Annotated in this window: 19 protein-coding genes and 3 tRNA genes; 9 read left to right on the forward strand and 13 right to left on the reverse strand. The window is 61.6% G+C overall.

What is annotated here, in order from left to right:
• Positions 1–188 precede the first annotated feature (188 nt).
• The 6 genes from QZ500_RS03710 to QZ500_RS03735 form a co-directional block, all read right to left on the reverse strand.
• On the reverse strand, positions 189–1,073 hold the full coding sequence (locus QZ500_RS03710; RefSeq protein ID WP_295851006.1) for a toprim domain-containing protein: 885 nt from the start codon (positions 1,071–1,073) through the stop codon (positions 189–191).
• Positions 1,070–2,599, reverse strand: coding sequence for a DEAD/DEAH box helicase family protein (locus QZ500_RS03715; RefSeq protein WP_295851008.1), 1,530 nt, complete (start codon positions 2,597–2,599; stop codon positions 1,070–1,072). The genes QZ500_RS03710 and QZ500_RS03715 overlap by 4 nt, the downstream gene beginning before the upstream one ends.
• Complete coding sequence (locus QZ500_RS03720) at positions 2,586–3,485, reverse strand: hypothetical protein (protein WP_295851011.1); 900 nt, start codon at positions 3,483–3,485, stop codon at positions 2,586–2,588. The genes QZ500_RS03715 and QZ500_RS03720 overlap by 14 nt, the downstream gene beginning before the upstream one ends.
• Positions 3,478–3,852 (reverse strand): hypothetical protein, encoded by a 375-nt coding sequence (locus QZ500_RS03725; protein WP_295851014.1) that lies wholly within the window; start codon positions 3,850–3,852, stop codon positions 3,478–3,480. Before QZ500_RS03725 ends, QZ500_RS03720 begins: the two co-directional genes overlap by 8 nt.
• A gap of 112 nt (positions 3,853–3,964) precedes the next feature.
• Positions 3,965–4,498 carry a phage regulatory CII family protein gene (locus QZ500_RS03730; protein ID WP_295851018.1) on the reverse strand — a complete coding sequence of 178 codons (534 nt, stop codon included), beginning with the start codon at positions 4,496–4,498 and terminating at the stop codon, positions 3,965–3,967.
• Positions 4,499–4,831: 333 nt separating this feature from the next.
• Entirely contained in the window at positions 4,832–5,065 is a 234-nt protein-coding gene (locus QZ500_RS03735) for a hypothetical protein (RefSeq protein ID WP_295851020.1), read from the reverse strand.
• A 71-nt stretch (positions 5,066–5,136) separates the two neighbouring features.
• Here QZ500_RS03735 and QZ500_RS03740 point away from each other — a divergent pair, with 71 nt between their 5' ends.
• Together QZ500_RS03740 and QZ500_RS03745 are read left to right on the forward strand one after the other, a co-directional pair.
• Positions 5,137–5,826 carry a S24 family peptidase gene (locus tag QZ500_RS03740; protein WP_295851022.1) on the forward strand — a complete coding sequence of 230 codons (690 nt, stop codon included), beginning with the start codon at positions 5,137–5,139 and terminating at the stop codon, positions 5,824–5,826.
• Between the two features lie 36 nt (positions 5,827–5,862).
• Positions 5,863–6,432 (forward strand): DUF2569 family protein, encoded by a 570-nt coding sequence (locus tag QZ500_RS03745; protein ID WP_295851025.1) that lies wholly within the window; start codon positions 5,863–5,865, stop codon positions 6,430–6,432.
• Positions 6,433–6,570: 138 nt separating this feature from the next.
• Here the strand turns inward: QZ500_RS03745 and QZ500_RS03750 are convergent, their stop codons facing one another.
• The 3 genes from QZ500_RS03750 to QZ500_RS03760 all read right to left on the reverse strand — a co-directional run bounded on the left by QZ500_RS03750 (position 6,571) and on the right by QZ500_RS03760 (position 9,009).
• Positions 6,571–6,759 (reverse strand): hypothetical protein, encoded by a 189-nt coding sequence (locus QZ500_RS03750; protein WP_295851027.1) that lies wholly within the window; start codon positions 6,757–6,759, stop codon positions 6,571–6,573.
• A gap of 211 nt (positions 6,760–6,970) precedes the next feature.
• Entirely contained in the window at positions 6,971–8,002 is a 1,032-nt protein-coding gene (locus QZ500_RS03755) for a hypothetical protein (protein WP_295851030.1), read from the reverse strand.
• 515 nt (positions 8,003–8,517) lie between these two features.
• Positions 8,518–9,009, reverse strand: coding sequence for an Arc family DNA-binding protein (locus QZ500_RS03760; RefSeq protein WP_295851032.1), 492 nt, complete (start codon positions 9,007–9,009; stop codon positions 8,518–8,520).
• Positions 9,010–9,092: 83 nt separating this feature from the next.
• On the opposite strand from QZ500_RS03760, the gene QZ500_RS19530 reads away from it, so the two are divergent.
• The 7 genes from QZ500_RS19530 (at position 9,093) to QZ500_RS03790 (ending at position 13,296) form a co-directional block, all read left to right on the forward strand.
• A complete protein-coding gene (locus QZ500_RS19530) occupies positions 9,093–9,275 on the forward strand; it encodes an Arc family DNA-binding protein (protein ID WP_366762520.1) in 183 nt (60 codons plus the stop codon).
• Positions 9,272–10,039 (forward strand): Bro-N domain-containing protein, encoded by a 768-nt coding sequence (locus tag QZ500_RS03765; RefSeq protein ID WP_295851035.1) that lies wholly within the window; start codon positions 9,272–9,274, stop codon positions 10,037–10,039. The genes QZ500_RS19530 and QZ500_RS03765 overlap by 4 nt, the downstream gene beginning before the upstream one ends.
• A gap of 88 nt (positions 10,040–10,127) precedes the next feature.
• Positions 10,128–11,171, forward strand: a complete 1,044-nt coding sequence (locus QZ500_RS03770; protein WP_295851038.1) for a hypothetical protein — start codon at positions 10,128–10,130, stop codon at positions 11,169–11,171.
• Positions 11,168–11,662 carry a hypothetical protein gene (locus QZ500_RS03775; RefSeq protein ID WP_295851040.1) on the forward strand — a complete coding sequence of 165 codons (495 nt, stop codon included), beginning with the start codon at positions 11,168–11,170 and terminating at the stop codon, positions 11,660–11,662. Before QZ500_RS03770 ends, QZ500_RS03775 begins: the two co-directional genes overlap by 4 nt.
• Entirely contained in the window at positions 11,659–11,886 is a 228-nt protein-coding gene (locus QZ500_RS03780) for a DUF4224 domain-containing protein (RefSeq protein WP_295851042.1), read from the forward strand. Before QZ500_RS03775 ends, QZ500_RS03780 begins: the two co-directional genes overlap by 4 nt.
• Positions 11,883–12,974: a hypothetical protein gene (locus QZ500_RS03785; protein ID WP_295851043.1), complete on the forward strand. Its 1,092-nt coding sequence runs from the start codon at positions 11,883–11,885 to the stop codon at positions 12,972–12,974. Before QZ500_RS03780 ends, QZ500_RS03785 begins: the two co-directional genes overlap by 4 nt.
• A 34-nt stretch (positions 12,975–13,008) precedes the next feature.
• Entirely contained in the window at positions 13,009–13,296 is a 288-nt protein-coding gene (locus QZ500_RS03790; RefSeq protein WP_295851044.1) for a hypothetical protein, read from the forward strand.
• A gap of 92 nt (positions 13,297–13,388) precedes the next feature.
• On the opposite strand, the gene QZ500_RS03795 is transcribed toward QZ500_RS03790, so the two are convergent.
• The 4 genes from QZ500_RS03795 to gltX form a co-directional block, all read right to left on the reverse strand.
• A tRNA-Asp gene (locus QZ500_RS03795) sits at positions 13,389–13,465 on the reverse strand.
• A gap of 53 nt (positions 13,466–13,518) precedes the next feature.
• Positions 13,519–13,594 (reverse strand) — tRNA-Glu (locus QZ500_RS03800).
• A 24-nt stretch (positions 13,595–13,618) separates the two neighbouring features.
• Positions 13,619–13,694, reverse strand: a tRNA-Ala gene (locus QZ500_RS03805).
• A gap of 73 nt (positions 13,695–13,767) precedes the next feature.
• Complete coding sequence (gene gltX, locus QZ500_RS03810; RefSeq protein WP_295851046.1) at positions 13,768–15,156, reverse strand: glutamate--tRNA ligase; 1,389 nt, start codon at positions 15,154–15,156, stop codon at positions 13,768–13,770.
• Between the last annotated feature and the right edge of the window lie 12 nt (positions 15,157–15,168).

A 15,168-nucleotide genomic window follows, 5' to 3' on the forward strand; every position in this document is an offset into this window, starting at 1 on the left:
AGCGTTTCAGCGCCCTGCGGTAGCCGATGCGCCCCGTAGGTAACCCAGACTTGCACCACCTGCATCGGTAGCCTGCGCACGCTCTAGGTAATCCACCCACGTTTCGGCTTTGCACATCCCGGGTAGCCGATGGCTTGGCCCATGCCCCCGCGTATCGAGCCGCTGGCATGGGTTGCGTCGTGGTGGACTCACATGGCGGCAGCCTCCTGTCGGGCCTTCACCAGCGGTGCGCAGACAGCCAGCAGGCCCTCGCGCTTGTGCAGGTCGTTGGCATCCCAGCCGACCGTCGGCGCCATGCAGTAAGGCAAACCTGTGGCCTGGGCAGCGCGCTCACCTGCTCCGCTCTTGTCGTTGTCGGCGAAGCAGTACCGGCGGCCCTTCGTTCGCTCGGCGACGTGGACCATGTTGGAATCGGAGAAGCACACCAGCACCGCAGCGTTGAAGCGCATCTGGCGGATCGCCAGCTCAATCGACAGGCCGGTTGCGTAGCCCTCGCACAGCACCAGCTCCGGCGCGTTGCGTTGGCCCAGGCGCAGCACGGCGCCCTGTGCGCGCATGCCGTAGGTCATCTTCTTTACCCAGCGCATGACGCCGGGCTCGGCCTCGGTATCGGTCCAGCGGATCAGTTGGGCGCCGCGCAGCTCGTTGGTCACCATGTCACGCATCGGCACCAGCAGGCCGCCGTCGGGCAGGCACAGACCCTGCGCGGCTGGCAGGCCCTTGCGATGCAGGTAGTTGTGCGGTCCGGGCACCGTGGTGCGCATCAGTTCGGCGGCCTCTCGGGCGGCCTTCTGCTGCAGCCGCTCGCGGTCAGCCTGTTGGGCCTGCCGGCGTTGTGCCCAGGCGCGCTTTTCCTCGTCGGTCCAGGGCTTTGCGTTGGGATCGTCGAACCACTGCACGCGCGCTTCGCCGTCCCAGGCGAACGCCCAGCCGCGCCGGCCGTCCCAGAAGTAGGCTCCGTTCGTCGAGCGCGGGTGCGCGGTGGTGCCACAGCGGCGCACGCGCTCGCTCGGGGCGAACTTGGCCAAGTTGATCTCGACGCCGTGGGCGCGGGCGAAATCGATGAAGCTCATGCGGGCTGCGCCTGCCTCCGGCCTTTGATCCAGGCCAGATTCTTCGACTTGATCTTGTTCAGGACCGCGCGGGTGATCTCGGCGCCCGCGGTGTTGTCGAGGTGCCAGCCGCGCGGCGGGAACTCGCCCACGAAGTCCTTGAAGATATGGGCCGCACGTCCCTGTGCGGTCTCGGGCTTGCCGTGGGCCCTGACGTAGCTGCAGACCTGCTGCCAGAGGTGCTGGTGATTGTCCGCAGCCTTCGCCTTGCCGATCATCACCTCGCGCATCGAGCCCGGCACCTGCTGGACCAGTGCCGGATCGACGATCTCGAACCCGCACGACATGCAGCGCTTCCTGAAAGGCTGATAACCGCAAGACGGACAGCCCTTCTTCTCGACCTCCTCAGGCTCCTTGCGGATCACCTTGTCCAGTGCCTCGCCCATGTCGAGCGCGGCCAGCCCCTCGAAGAACACCCGGGTGTAATCCTCGGCGAACCGCAGGATGTTGCCGGAGTGGTCCAGCAGAATGCAGTCGGTTTTCCCGGTCTCGGGCGATGCGCGCAGGCCGCGGCCCCACATCTGGATTGCGGTGGACAGGCTCTTGCGCAGCGGCCGGCAATCCACCACGCAACCCACGTCCGGCACGTCGAAGCCCTTCGCCAGCGCCTCCACGCTGATCAGCACGCGCAGGCTGGAGTCGGGCTTGCGGTACTCCTTGATAAGGCCTAGACGCTCGGCGGCCGGCGTGTCGGCCGTGAACACCGCGGCCATGATCCCGGCCTGATTGAACTGCCTGCACAGCTCCTGGCAGTGCGCGATCGTCGCGCCGAACACGATGGTCTTTCGCTGCTCGCCGTACTTGACCCACTCGGCCACCACGTCGCCGACGATCTCCATCCCGCGCTTGCCAGCTGCCTCCTGGGTCCACTCTCCGCCGGAGGTCTCAGCGCCGGCCATGTCTGGCGCGGTGCAGGAAAAGACTCGCATCGGCACCAGCACCCCGGACTGCGTGAGGGCGTGCATCGTGGTCGCGTTGACCAAGTTGGTGAACAGCTTGCCTAGGCCAGGGGAGAAAGGCGTCGCCGACAGGCCGATGACGGCAGCGCGGCACTTCTGGACGTGCTCGGTCCAGGCGGTGTGCTGCGTGTGGGCCTCGTCGATGATCACCACGTCGGTTTCCGGCCACTGCCGGCGGGCGAGGGTCTGAACGCTCGCGATCTGGAAGGGCTTCGAATAGTCGGTCCGCCAGTGGTCGGCCTGGATGACGCCGTGCGCACCCAAGCCGTACCGGTCGGCGGTCTCGCTGGTCTGGTCGATCAGCGTCGAGCGGTCACATACGAAGATCGCGCGGCGACCCTTCGCCAGTGCCTCGTGCGCAATGCGCAGCCCGAGATAGGTCTTGCCCGAGCCGGTCGGGCTCATCAGCAATTGATTCTTGTGTCCGGCTCGGATGCCGTCGCGCAGCCGTTGGTGCGCATCGAGCTGGAACGGCCGCGGCTCCGGGAAGGCGGCGGTCGCATAGTTGGGCTGGTCAAACAGATCCATGCGCCGCCTCCAGCTCACGTTTCAGCTTGTCGACTTGGCGCTGCAGCGACTTGATGCGGCTGATCTGCTCGTTGCACTGCGTCATGTAGCCGTCGCGCGTCGACTTCACCACCGCCAACTCGGCGCGCAGTTGCTTTACCGCCCGCAGCGCTTCGCCCAGCGGTTCTTCGGACTGGAGCAGGCGCTGCAGTTCCTCAGCGTCAACAGCGGCAGCCGCCTCCGCAGCAGCGATCTCTTCGTCCGATGGACCGAATCCATCCGCCTCAACGGAGGGCGGCACCAACGACTGCGCAGCGGATTCCGCTCCTGAAATAAGAGCATGGTGCGCAGAGCTGGCAGGCGCCCGCGCCACATCTTCCGTAGAAGCCGGCGTGGCATTGGCGTTCGCGGCCGGCGTCGTCGGGGTGGTAACGGTTACCACCCCCGAGCTGCGGGAAGCATCGGCAGGGGTGGTAACGGTTACCACCTTCGGGTTGCGAACCGACGCGACGAAGGGGTGCGTCACGCCACAGTGCTTGGCGATTTCGCGGTCGCTCCACGTCCCCGACACCGGATGCGCAAGGGCGCCCTGGACCGCTTTGCGCTTGTCGGCATTAGTGCGGCGCAGTCCGTGCTGGCCATTCGCGCCGAAGCTATGCAGCTGCGCGTCCAAAAGCGTGCCCGGAACGATCTGCTCGTAGATCTTCGTCTGACCCGCGGTGATCGCGCCGAAGTAGCGGTGGAAGCCATCAGCCAGCCACCAGTCGGCGCCGTCGAAGAACACCGTCACCGGCGGGAACTGAGCGCCAGCGAGGTACGCCTCGGCGTATTCCTGCACAACGTCTTGATCGAGCTCGACGCGCGACTGCGTCTCGCCATCGATGCGGATTCGAGATAGCTCAAGCACGGTCGGTCTCCACCTCGCCCAAGGCAACAAGGATGTCGTTCTGGAACCGGCGAGTCATTGCCACCAATGCCATGAAGCCGTCCGCGTCGGTCTTGACCCAATTGCCATGCCCGGGCAGTGAGTGAGACTTGAGCGCCCGGCACAGTTCGGTTTTCACTAACCGTGCGATGCCCAGTTGCTGCGGCGCACCGCCTTCCATCGCGACGTAGCCGAGTCCGTTGCGCCGCGACTCTTGCCGGTAGTACCTCAGCCGGGAACGCAAATCCGCCGTAATTCCGACCTTTGCCCTGCCGCTTTCCGGAGAGAACAGCACGTAGTTTTGGTAGCCACGAAAAGCAGCAGTCGATGGTTTGAGCATTGCAGTCATCGGGCCATCTCCGCACGTTCGTACTCCAGCACCCACAGCGCCCGGCCAACCGAGCGCATCCGCACCACCAGCACTACGAAGCGGGCGGCGACGCCCAGCGCGCGAATCGGGTTCATGCGACCACCTCGCCCTGCTCTTTCATCCACCGCACGTCGTTCACGCTCAGGGCAGCGGCTGGCTTGGCCTTTAGGTGCTTCGCTTTCAACAGGGCGAACAGATGCGCCTGGGCCGACATCGACTCGGCAAACTCCTGGGTGATGCGGGCCATCTCGTTGTCGTCGATGGAGCGGTCGGCATAGCTGCTCGACGCCTCGGCGATGAACTGGCCGAACTCAGCCACGCTGCTGCTCATGCGCTGCACGTAGTCGGGGTCGCCGTCGCCGGTGGCCGGAGCGATCGGCAGCAGCGCATAGCCCAACTGCATCGCCATCGCCTGCAGCGGCGCATGGTCCTGCGTCAGCTTGCAGATCATCACGACCTCGTCGGGGCTGCAGTGCGCGCTGGCGTAGGTCGGGCTGACCTTGTGACTCAGGCTGGTCGAGGTGAGGCCCATGTAGGGCGCCAGACCTGCCGCACCGTTGGAGTCCTCGGGCTCGACTCCGCGGAAGCGGCGTACGGCGTTGTAGAGCAGCGCGGTGATGTTCATCGGGCAGCCCCTGCCAGATTCGGCCAAACGTTGGCAGTGACTTGACCGCCCTGCCGCTTCAGACTGCGCAGCATGGAGAAGAGAGTGCCCCACCGACGAACCGCCTTGGACGCGGCGACCATCCACGCCTCGACACGCACAGCGATGTCGACGAATCGCGACCCAAGTACCGGGGCGCCATTGCACACGCTAGTCACCACGCGACTGCTGATGCGATGGCAGCACGGCGAACTAGCGGTCGAGTACCGCTCCACGCGGGTAGACCTGGGCGCAGCCGAACGAACGAGCCGGCGCGGCACATGAACAGCAACGTGGTTGCCCACGTTGTTCCAGTCAGCCACGGACAGCACTCTTGTTGCTCTGGGCCGGGCCTGCCGTCGTGGCCTGGAAGTAGTCGATCAACGGCTGGATCGTCTTTACCCGCGGGTTCTCACGCATCCCGTAGAAGAACTTCCGGATGAAGCTCACACGCACACCGCTGGCGTCCGCGATCTCTTGGAAGCGGGCTGTGCCCGCCGCCTTCAGGTGGCGCATGAGGTAGTCGGTGAGCGGCTCGGTGGGATACATCGCGATTCCTGTACTGATCTCGGTATAAGCATGCCATACCGATATCGGGTTGTAAAGGACCAGAATTCGGTATGGCCGCACCCAACGCAAAAATTGCCCGTCGTCCGAACGCGACGTTGGCGACCAACATGCGCACGCTGATGGGCGATTTGTCGATCGGCGCTCTCCGGGAACGAATGGCTGGAGCGGGCTACGCCATCGGCCAAGGCACGATCGACCGCGTACTAAAAGGCGATGACGGCGTCAGGCTGGAATCGCTGCGAAAGATCGCCGAGTACTTCGACGTCACGCTGGACAACTTCCTGCAGATAGAGCTCGGCCGGCAGAACGAGACGCCTGTGGATCAGGACTTCGTTGCCGTTCGCCGCGCCGATGTGAAGTTCTCGAATGGAGAAGGTCGGGTCGTCTACCAGGAGGACGACCGGCCGCCACTCGTATTCCGCAGCGACTTTCTGCGCAAGCTGGGCATTGCGCCAGGCAATGCGCTAGTGGTCGATGCTGCTGGCGTCAGCAACGAGCCGAAGATCGCGGACGGCGCAGTGGTGCTGGTGAACCGCGGCGACCGCGAGCGGCTGGACGGCGACTTCTTCGCGTTCCGCGTAGATGGAAATCTGCTGATCAAGCGACTGGAGTTGCTTGAAGGCGCCGGCATCGTTGCGACGGCCGAGAACCCCAACTTCAAGCCAAAGATGAAGATCTACTCGAATGAGGATGATTTCGAGGTCATTGGCCGGGCAGTGTGGACGGGCAGCGTCCTCTAAATTTCACTTAAGGCAAAACTAAAGGAGAGGGAAAATATGGAGAATTTCCTAGGATTTCTTCCGCTATTGCTGGTCATCGCGACACTGATCGGCGTGCTGATCTTCATGCGCAACCGACGCAAAAAGTATGGCACCCCTCCCCTTAAAGGAGTTGCCGGCTGGCTCGCTTGGCTTGTATTTTGTTTGATCGTGCTTGCACCGTTAATTGCCATATCAACCACGGCCAACGAGATCAGTTCGTCAGAAAGGCTATACCCGAACCTTGTGGGTAAGGCGTTTTGGGAAAATCTCAAGATGTGGACTTGGTTTCTTTCAGCGATCCAAGCAAGTGCGTTCTTTCTCGCTGGCATTCGGCTCTGGAAATTCCACAACCCGAAGTCAGTTATGTATACGCAGCTAGCGTTTTGGATCGCCGGTTTAGGTATTAATTTCTTTGCCGCCTTCGCTTTGGTCCCTCTCGTCACCGGCGTGTCCGAAGCGCCGAGTTCAACTGCCGTAGGCGAACTGGCCAAAACTCTCATTACCGTAGCCGTGTGGTCGCTTTACCTGAAAGTTTCCAAACGTGTTCAAGCCACATACTATGCTGATCAGCCCGTACTGGCGTGATATTGACTACACAGAGATGCCCTTGCAGGGTTGTCGGTTTCGGTGCTCAAGTACAGGTAGCTGAATTGCTTAACCAATGCGGCCAATCTAAGTAGTACAAGTGCGCAGATGGGGCTTCTATCGTCCCATGCCTAATCTTTAATCTTGAGGATCTGCGAGCTCTTCGTTTCCGCCACGGCCGTGGCCAGTGGCAACGCTTTCTTCACTCCCGCCCTGGCTCGGATTGCCGTTGCGCTTGCGCGCCTCTTCCGCGTCATTCAGGGCGACCGTATCGTTGCCCCGCTCTCCAGTTTCGGCCTTGTCCTGTTCACTGTCTTTGGGTTGCATGGTGAGCTCCAAGTTGATGAGCTTTCACCGTAGGCAGCCAGCCGGCCTGCTGGTGTAGGTGGAGGCCGCAGACGTTTCGATGCCGGAGGAAGGAATCGAACCGGCATGCTCGATGTTCGTTGCCGGAGAGATGAATCGAACAGGAAAGCTACTCGGGCGCTGGCATGCTGCACATTCGCTTCCTGTCGAGGGGACCGTGCGGAGACAGCCTTTAAGTCGCGATGATCCGTCGCTCAGGCTTGATGTGCGCTTGGCCTGTTGGGTAGAACTCATCGATCATCAGCGGCAAGGCAACGTCTTCTTTCACGACATGAATCGTCTTGTCGCGACTGAAGAATCCATGCCCTTTCTGAACCTGGCTCGCAACGACGAGGTGTGGCTGATTCTTCACCACCCTGAATTTCTCTTTTGTGTACTTGTGGGTAAGGATGGTGGTGTCGCTTTTCTTGACCAATCGATAGGTCGTTGCAGTAGCGTTGCGCTGCAGATAAAAGGACCACAGGCGTCCGAACCGAATGCCAAATACGGATGCCCACTCCTTCACCTCGCGAATTTCCATGGTGTCCCGGTGATCCGCCTGTAAGAACTGCTTGAACCCCATGGCCCAGGGCGTGTTCATGTACTCAAGCTTGTTGGCTTCACGCAGGTGATCGTCGATCGGTCGCCCGGTTTTCACAGAGATCCCGTTCAACATGTCGCGCCAGAAAGCGACCGCGTCAGTCTTCAATGCCCCGTTGATGCCGGCATGAACGATGCGCGGACGGGCCGGATGTCCATCGACGAACACAGAACAACCGCTGAGCGCAGCAGTGAAAAATAGCCGTGGATGCTCGGCGATGTTGTCCATGTCCGCTCCGACATCAGGGAGCCGCATTTCCATCAGCTTGCCGCTGCACCAAGGTAGGTAGTAGATCGGCACCAAGCCGTCCGCTTCCTCCATGGTGATCTTGAAAGTCTTGGCGCCAGGCTTGTCGCGCTCGACTGTTGTCACGTCGGCCCACACGACTTTGCCGCCTATCACCTGCTGGTAATCGATGCGTTCCACGCTGGGCGGCAGGACCGTATGGTTAGGGTCGGACCAAAGCTCCAGCGACTTCGTCAATGTCTGGTTGGCGACCAACGTTGCGAGCCGCCCAGGAACAGGAACGGTGCGGCTTCCAGCGTCGTCCGGTGGCGATACCGCGTATCGCTTGAAGAAGTCCATCGGACGAGCAAGCAGCAACTCGTTGTCAGCATTCGCCATGGGCAGCCCTTAGTGCCTCCACAGGCACACACGATCAAAGCGTACAGCATCACCACGAAACAGCCTAAGCGGCGCCCATGCGAACGCCTAGGAACTATCCGAAGGCGTTGTACAGGTGTGGCAGAAGCTCAGGGATTCGAACCGTCCATCTCACCTCGACGGCGGGACCCCTACCTTGTGAAGGCAGTAGCCGGCCGAGGGTCGTCAGCTCAACGGATTAAAAGTCCGGTGCTCAAGCCACACGAGCGGGGGATTTTGAGTCCCCTGCCCTGCTCCGGTCAGTGACAAAGGGATTATGAGTCCCCTGCTCCCTATCTATCTGCACCCACGCATAGTGAAAGACAATCGCCGCTCCATACCGATATCGGTTGCGTTAACGTACTGATATCGGTACGATTCGCACTCAGCAGCCGTTTGGTGCTGATGGCCGGGAGATGCAATGAACAGCCAGAACCTCAGTGGGAAATTGGGAAATCAACCGACTGCACACCCGAACAGTGACCGTGCGCGGGTCGCTACTGCGAACTCGACTCGCCATCGGATTCAACTGCGAGATCGCGTGCTTTGCGCGCCTCCTCCAAAGTGCTAATCAATCGGGCGCCGGTGTCGCGCAGGTTCTCGTGAATCAAGTTGACTTGGTCCTCGTCGGCTTGACCGAAGACTTCAATGAGGGAATCGATCTTGATCTTCACCTCTTCCAGTATTTCCCGGTCGGCCTCACGAATTTCGGAACGCAGCATTGGCATCAACCAGCGAGCGTAGTGCGCAGCCATTCCTACCGTGAGATGCAGGAGCTCACGCTGAGACTCCAGATCCGCCACTCGGTAGCGCAGCTCATCGATTCTTTTTTCAAGATCGCTGTCGGTCTGCGGATGAAGCGTGAGCTCCAAGCGATCAACCAACTCGCTGTTGAGACTCACACCATTCCGCTTAGCAGAACGCTCCATCGTGGCACGAAGCGACGCTGGCATTCGGAGAGGGTAGGGAGCTTGCTGTTTCGGTTCCATCTTCGAATGATCGACTCTTTGAGAATCTTTTACAAAGAATCTAGTTGACTCACCTAGAAAGATTCTTGGAGAATCTACCAACCATGACAGCTGAGCGTCACCAACTAACGCCTACCCCAGTCCGCATTCCACCCGACATCAAAGTTCGGTTGCAGGCAGAGGCGGTTGCGAACGACCGTAGCCTGAACGGCGAAATTCTTGCCCGCCTGCGCTCGACCTTCAGGTCCGAGAGCGCCTCACAACCCGAAACGAAAGGACAGCAATGAGCAAGATCGTTCCCTACCATTTCGATGGTGCGAGCATCCGCGCACTCGAGATCGATGGCGAGCCGCACTTTGTCGGCAAAGATGTCGCTGAGGCGCTGGGCTATGTACGTCCTAACGACGCGCTGCAACAGCACTGCAAGGGGGCGGCGAAACACCGTCCCCTTCCCACGGGGGGCGGCATTCAGCAGATGCGTGTCATCAACGAACCAGACATGCTGCGTCTGATCGTGAACAGCACCCTCCCCGCTGCCGAGCGTTTCGAGCGCTGGGTGTTCGAAGAGGTGCTCCCGTCGATCCGCAAGACTGGCAGCTACACCGCGAAGAAGCCCGGCAGTCCGCTGCGCGCCACATCTGAAGCAGCCAAGGCGTTCCCTGCCCTGGTCCGCTGTGCCCGCCTGCTGGGGTGCGACAAGAACGCTGCAGCCATCTCGGCCAATCAGGCGATCTACGCGATGACGGATATCAACCTGATGCAGCAGCTGGGCCGAACCCACTTGGTCGCGCAGGAGCAGGACAGCCAGTGGTACACGCCGACGGAGCTGGGCAAGGAAATCGGCACCAGTGCCCGTGGCATGAACCTACTGCTTGCCGAAGCGGGCCTGCAGGTCAAGATCGGCGAGAAGTGGGAACACACCGAAGCCGGTCGCGACTTCTGCCGGATGTTCGACACCGGCAAGAAGCACGGCAGCGGTGTACCGGTGACCCAACTGAAGTGGTCGCGCAACGTGCTGCCGATGCTGGGTGAGTCGAGGGACGCTGCGTGATGCCTCACCCGGAAAAGACGAAGCCGGAATGCGCTTGGACCCGCAAACCGGCTTCTTGATCCACAACCCTTACCAGGAATCCTGAATCATGACCGCGATTATCGCGCGCCCCGCCGTGGGCGCAACCCAGGCTGCGCCAGTACCCGGAAAAGCTAGCGAAGAACCCAACCCCCGGCGGGCCCAGCAGGCCGTATCGGTGAGTCCTTCGCTCATCGTCCTGACCATTCGCCCGGATGGTTTGAAATTCAACGGCAACCGGATCGAACGCGCCCAGGAGGCTGGCTTCGGATTCTTGCGGCGCTCCGGTCACATCGGCTTCGCAGATCCCGACACCGGAAAGGAGATCGCCAGGCACGTCGTGAACAACAACGATGAGGCCTTCGGAACACTGCGCGAGATCCAGGTCCACGTCGATCCCGAGCACTGCGAGCCGCTCCACCGGTGCGGCACCGAGCTCTTCGCGATGCTGCAGAAGTACTGCACCTTGATCGGCGGACATCTGTGCGATGGAACCGGCAATGCACTCGCTCACGATGCCTGCCGCGAGATCGCCGAGCACATCGATGCAGTGTCCTTTCGCCGTCGCAAGGAACGGTTGAAGGCGCGCGTCGTCCGCATGCCATCCGGCGAGATTCGCGAAACCGATGAGCTGAGCTTCAGCTACACGGTCGTTCGCGAGGCCGGCAAGCGGCGGCAGTCTCGACGCTACGTCTATTTCGATGCCCCCGCCCTGCCCTTCTATGAGGGTCGCGCACGAGGCTACGAGATGGCCAAGGAGTTAGTCGCCTTCTACCAGGCGCACAGCCTGGAACGACCGTACCTGGACAGGATTCTTCGCGAGGCGATCGAAAAGTCTGAGCGGCACCCTTACGGCGACTTCTACAGGACCGACGTTTCCAACGTCGCAGCCGGCTTCCTTCACTTCATCGAAGAGATGGTGGCGCTCGGTTGCCGTCACGTTAATCCGGCATGGTTGAACCACAAGATCAGTTCCAATCGGGCGCTGCATGCGGAGAATGCCGTGGCCGCAGCCAAAGAAAAAGCTGAGATCGTGGCTAGATTGCGCGCAGGTCGGGAGGCCGCTAAAGCGCGGCGGCTGACGGCCAAAACGAAAGTCGAGGTAGTGGGATGACTACTGCCCAAATTGACCGTCCGAGAACGTCCCGGGCAACCGCCACTGTCAATGCGTTTTCGGCGACAAAAGCCTCTGCATCGCTGGCCCAGCCAGCCACATCGAACGGCGTAGTCGACGATGCCTTCGACAGGGTGTACACCTGCCTAACGGAGGCGAATGTCGTGCTCGAAGCAGCGGGCAGCACCATGCACCGGGACGCGGTGTGGGGAATCGTCCGGCTCGTGAGCGCGGCGACAGATCGCTATTTCGAAGTCACCGGCGACACGACCGTGCAGCGGTGCGAGGATCTGTCGCAGTCGATCGCCGAAGTGGAAGATCTGCTCAAGATCATCTGTGAGTGGGACGACGATGCGCGGCTGCTGAGCGCAGGGCTGACCTTGGTACGGCTCGCCCAGCATTCTGTGCAGGAAGGAATTTTCCACCTGCAGGCGGCGAATCGGAATGCAGCTGCAGCCGGTAATGTGGAAATGCAGGAGCATGCACGATGACCGACGTTGTGCTTTCCGAAGAGGAACTGTTCGCCATCACCGGCTACCAGTTGCCCACCAAGCAGCTGAACGTGCTGCACCGCCGAGGCTTCTCGCGTGCGTTCATCGGACGCAACGGTGTGGTGCTCGAGCGTGCGCACTACGATGCCGTGTGCCGCGGCTCCGGATCGCCGGATCAGCCGAAGCCCAAGACAGCCAACCTCTCCTTCCTCCGCCGAGCATGATCCGCCGTCGTTCTGTTCCGGATGGCCTCCCCTTCCGCGTCTACGAACGTCGCGGCAAGCTCCGGTACAGCATCGGCTACAAGCTGAGGTCCGGCCGCTGGGCGTTCCGCTACGACTGTGCGATTGACGACCTAGCCGAAATCCGCCGGCTGCGGCGCCAAGCCATTGAGGACTCGTCCAAGGTGATCGAAGACCGTCCTACCGGTGGATTCACGGGGCTGGTCGATGCCTGGTTCGAATGGCAGGACTCACTGCCCGAGACCGATCTGCGCAAGCGGGCCGACTCCACCATTGCCGAGAACCGCCGCGAGGCCGAGAACCTGAAGCGGGCTTGGGGCCACTTCGAAGTGCACGAGCTGACGCGGACCATGGGCTACGCCTATCTCGATGCCTGCGTTGACAGCCGGCCAGAGAAGGCCAACAAGGAAATCGCCCTCGCCCGCTTAATCTTGGAGTACGGCATCCGCAAAGGGTTGATCGAGACGAACCCGTTCGACCAGCTCACGAAGAACAAGACCGAGCGCACCCGGAGGTATGTGACCCATGACGAACTCGACATCGTCGTAGCCACCGGCCGCGTGCTGGGCGGGCCCTACCTGATCATCGCCCTGGCTCTACGCACTGCCTGGCTGTGTGTTCGCCGGTCGGTCGAGGTTCGCCGCATTACGCGCGATGCCATTCAGGATGCCGGCATCGTCTGGACCGACTCCAAGAACCCCGACAAGCCGAGCGTGCTGATCGAATGGTCGCCCGAGCTGCGCGAGACGATCCGCGAAGTGCTGGCGATCAAGCGCAACAAGATCAGCGGCACCTTCCTGCTGTTCGGCAACATGCAAGGTCAGGCGTACACGAAGTCGGGCTGGGGGAAGCTACTGGGCACCCTAATGGCCAGCGCTGAGCTGCTGGGCAACGCATTGGAGATCGAGTTTCAGGCGTTCAGCCTGCAGGACTGCCGGCCGAAGGGCGTGAGCGACAAGCTGGGGCGTGGCGACAGCGACACGCAAGACGCGACGCTGCACACAGACGGGAAGATGATCGCCCGCGTCTATGACCGCAGGCAGTCCAAGACGGCCAAACCTGCCGGTTGAACTAGGATGGATCGCTCCAACCACCTCCAGCACCATGAGCGAATCAGCCCACTTCACCATCATCCCAGCGACACCTGGGTACCGCATCGTTTACGACGGCAGCGACGGCCTTTTTGTGTCGGAGCACGTCATCGCTTGGCGCATCGAAACCTTCGAGGAAGAGCCGGGCCTGCACTCCACCACCACACCCATCACCGTGGAAGGGGAACCGGGGCTGAACTGGGCTGGTTTGCTATCGCCCGACGGAAGCGTGTCATGGGCGGAGGCCGAGTTCAGTTCGTTGGAAGAAGCAAACAAGGCTTGGGCTGACCGGCGTCGGTAGTTGCTGATTCCAAAAAGTGCCCAAGCGAATTCCAAAAAACAAAAAGGGTTGCACCGTTTCCGATGCAACCCTTTGAATTCCCGAAGGAAACTTGGCGGAGTGGACGGGACTCGAACCCGCGACCCCCGGCGTGACAGGCCGGTATTCTAACCAACTGAACTACCACTCCTGGTAGGCAGCTTTCGCGCTCGCATTTGCATGCAAGAGCCAAGCGCTACAACTTGGCGACCCTACGGGGATTCGAACCCCGGTACTCACCGTGAAAGGGTGATGTCCTAGGCCTCTAGACGATAGGGTCAAAACCTTGGAACTTCCGTCGGATTGGTGGAGGTAAACGGGATCGAACCGATGACCTCTTGCATGCCATGCAAGCGCTCTCCCAGCTGAGCTATACCCCCCTTGTCTTCAACGATCTGCTGCTTTCGCTGCGTTTCGTTGTTAACTTCCGAGCCTCGAATTATGCACAGTTTTTTAGACTTTTCGCAACTTGCTCAATAAATTTTTGCGTCCGATCAATTCGAGCACTGCATCGACCGACGGCGTGTGCGCCGTACCCATAGTCAGCACCCGCACCGGCATCGCGAGCTGCGGCATTTTAAGTCCGTGCGCGGCCAGCGTTTCCTTGATCGCCGAGGCGATCGCAGGCTTCGTCCACTCCACCGTCTCCAGCTTGTCGGCCAGAGTGCGAACGGCCGGAATCACCGATGCCGTCACATGCTGGTCGCGCTCTTCGGCGCTGGCCTCGACATCCTCGTGGAAGCGCGCCGCCCAGTCCGCCAGCGCAACGACCGTGTCGCAGCGATCCTTGAACAGCGCGCAGATCCGCGGCAGGCGCTCGTCCGCCACGATGCCGCGCTTCTGCAGCTGCTCGGCGACCAGCGGTGCCAGCGCATCGTCGGCCATCGCCTTCAGATGCTGCGCATTCACCCAGCGGAGCTTCGCCTCGTCGAACTGCGCGGCGCTGCGGCCGAGATGGTCCAGGTCGAACCACTCCAGGAACTGCGCGCGGCTGAAGATCTCGTCGTCGCCGTGGCTCCAGCCCAGGCGCGCCAGATAGTTCACCATCGCATCGGGCAGGTAACCCGCGTCGCGGTACTGCGTCACCGCCTTGGCGCCGTTGCGCTTGCTCATCTTCTCGCCCTGCTCGTTCAGCACGGTCGGCAGGTGGGCATACACCGGCGGCTCCTGGCCGAGCGCCCGGAAGATATTGATCTGGCGCGGTGTGTTGTTCACATGGTCGTCGCCGCGGATCACATGGGTGATCGCCATGTCGATGTCGTCCACCACCACGCAGAAGTTGTACGTCGGCGTACCGTCGGGGCGCGCGATCACCAGGTCGTCGAGTTCGTCATTGGCGATCTCGATGCGGCCCTTGACCTTGTCGTCCCAGGCGACGACGCCGCCCTGCGGATTGCGGAAGCGCAGCACCGGCTGGACGCCGGCCGGTACCGGCGGCAGCGTCTTACCCGGCTCCGGACGCCAAGTACCGTCGTAGCGCGGCTTTTCCTTGGCCGCCATCTGGCGCTCGCGCAGCGCATCCAGTTCCGCAACCGACATGTAGCACGGGTACACCGCGTTTTTCGCCTGAAGTTCGGCCAGCACCGCCTTGTAGCGGTCCATGCGCTGCATCTGATAGAACGGCCCTTCGTCGGCATCCAGACCCAGCCAGGCCATGCCCTCCAGGATCACGTCGACGGCCGCCTGCGAGGACCGCTCGAGGTCGGTGTCCTCGATGCGCAGGATGAAATCGCCGCCCTGCGAGCGCGCGAAGGCCCAGGGATACAGGGCCGAGCGGATGTTGCCGAGGTGGATGAAGCCGGTGGGCGACGGTGCGAAGCGGGTACGGATGCGTTGTGTCATCGAAGGCGGGAC

The organism is uncultured Xylophilus sp. (assembly GCA_913776965.1).
Classification (GTDB): domain Bacteria; phylum Pseudomonadota; class Gammaproteobacteria; order Burkholderiales; family Burkholderiaceae_C; genus Xylophilus.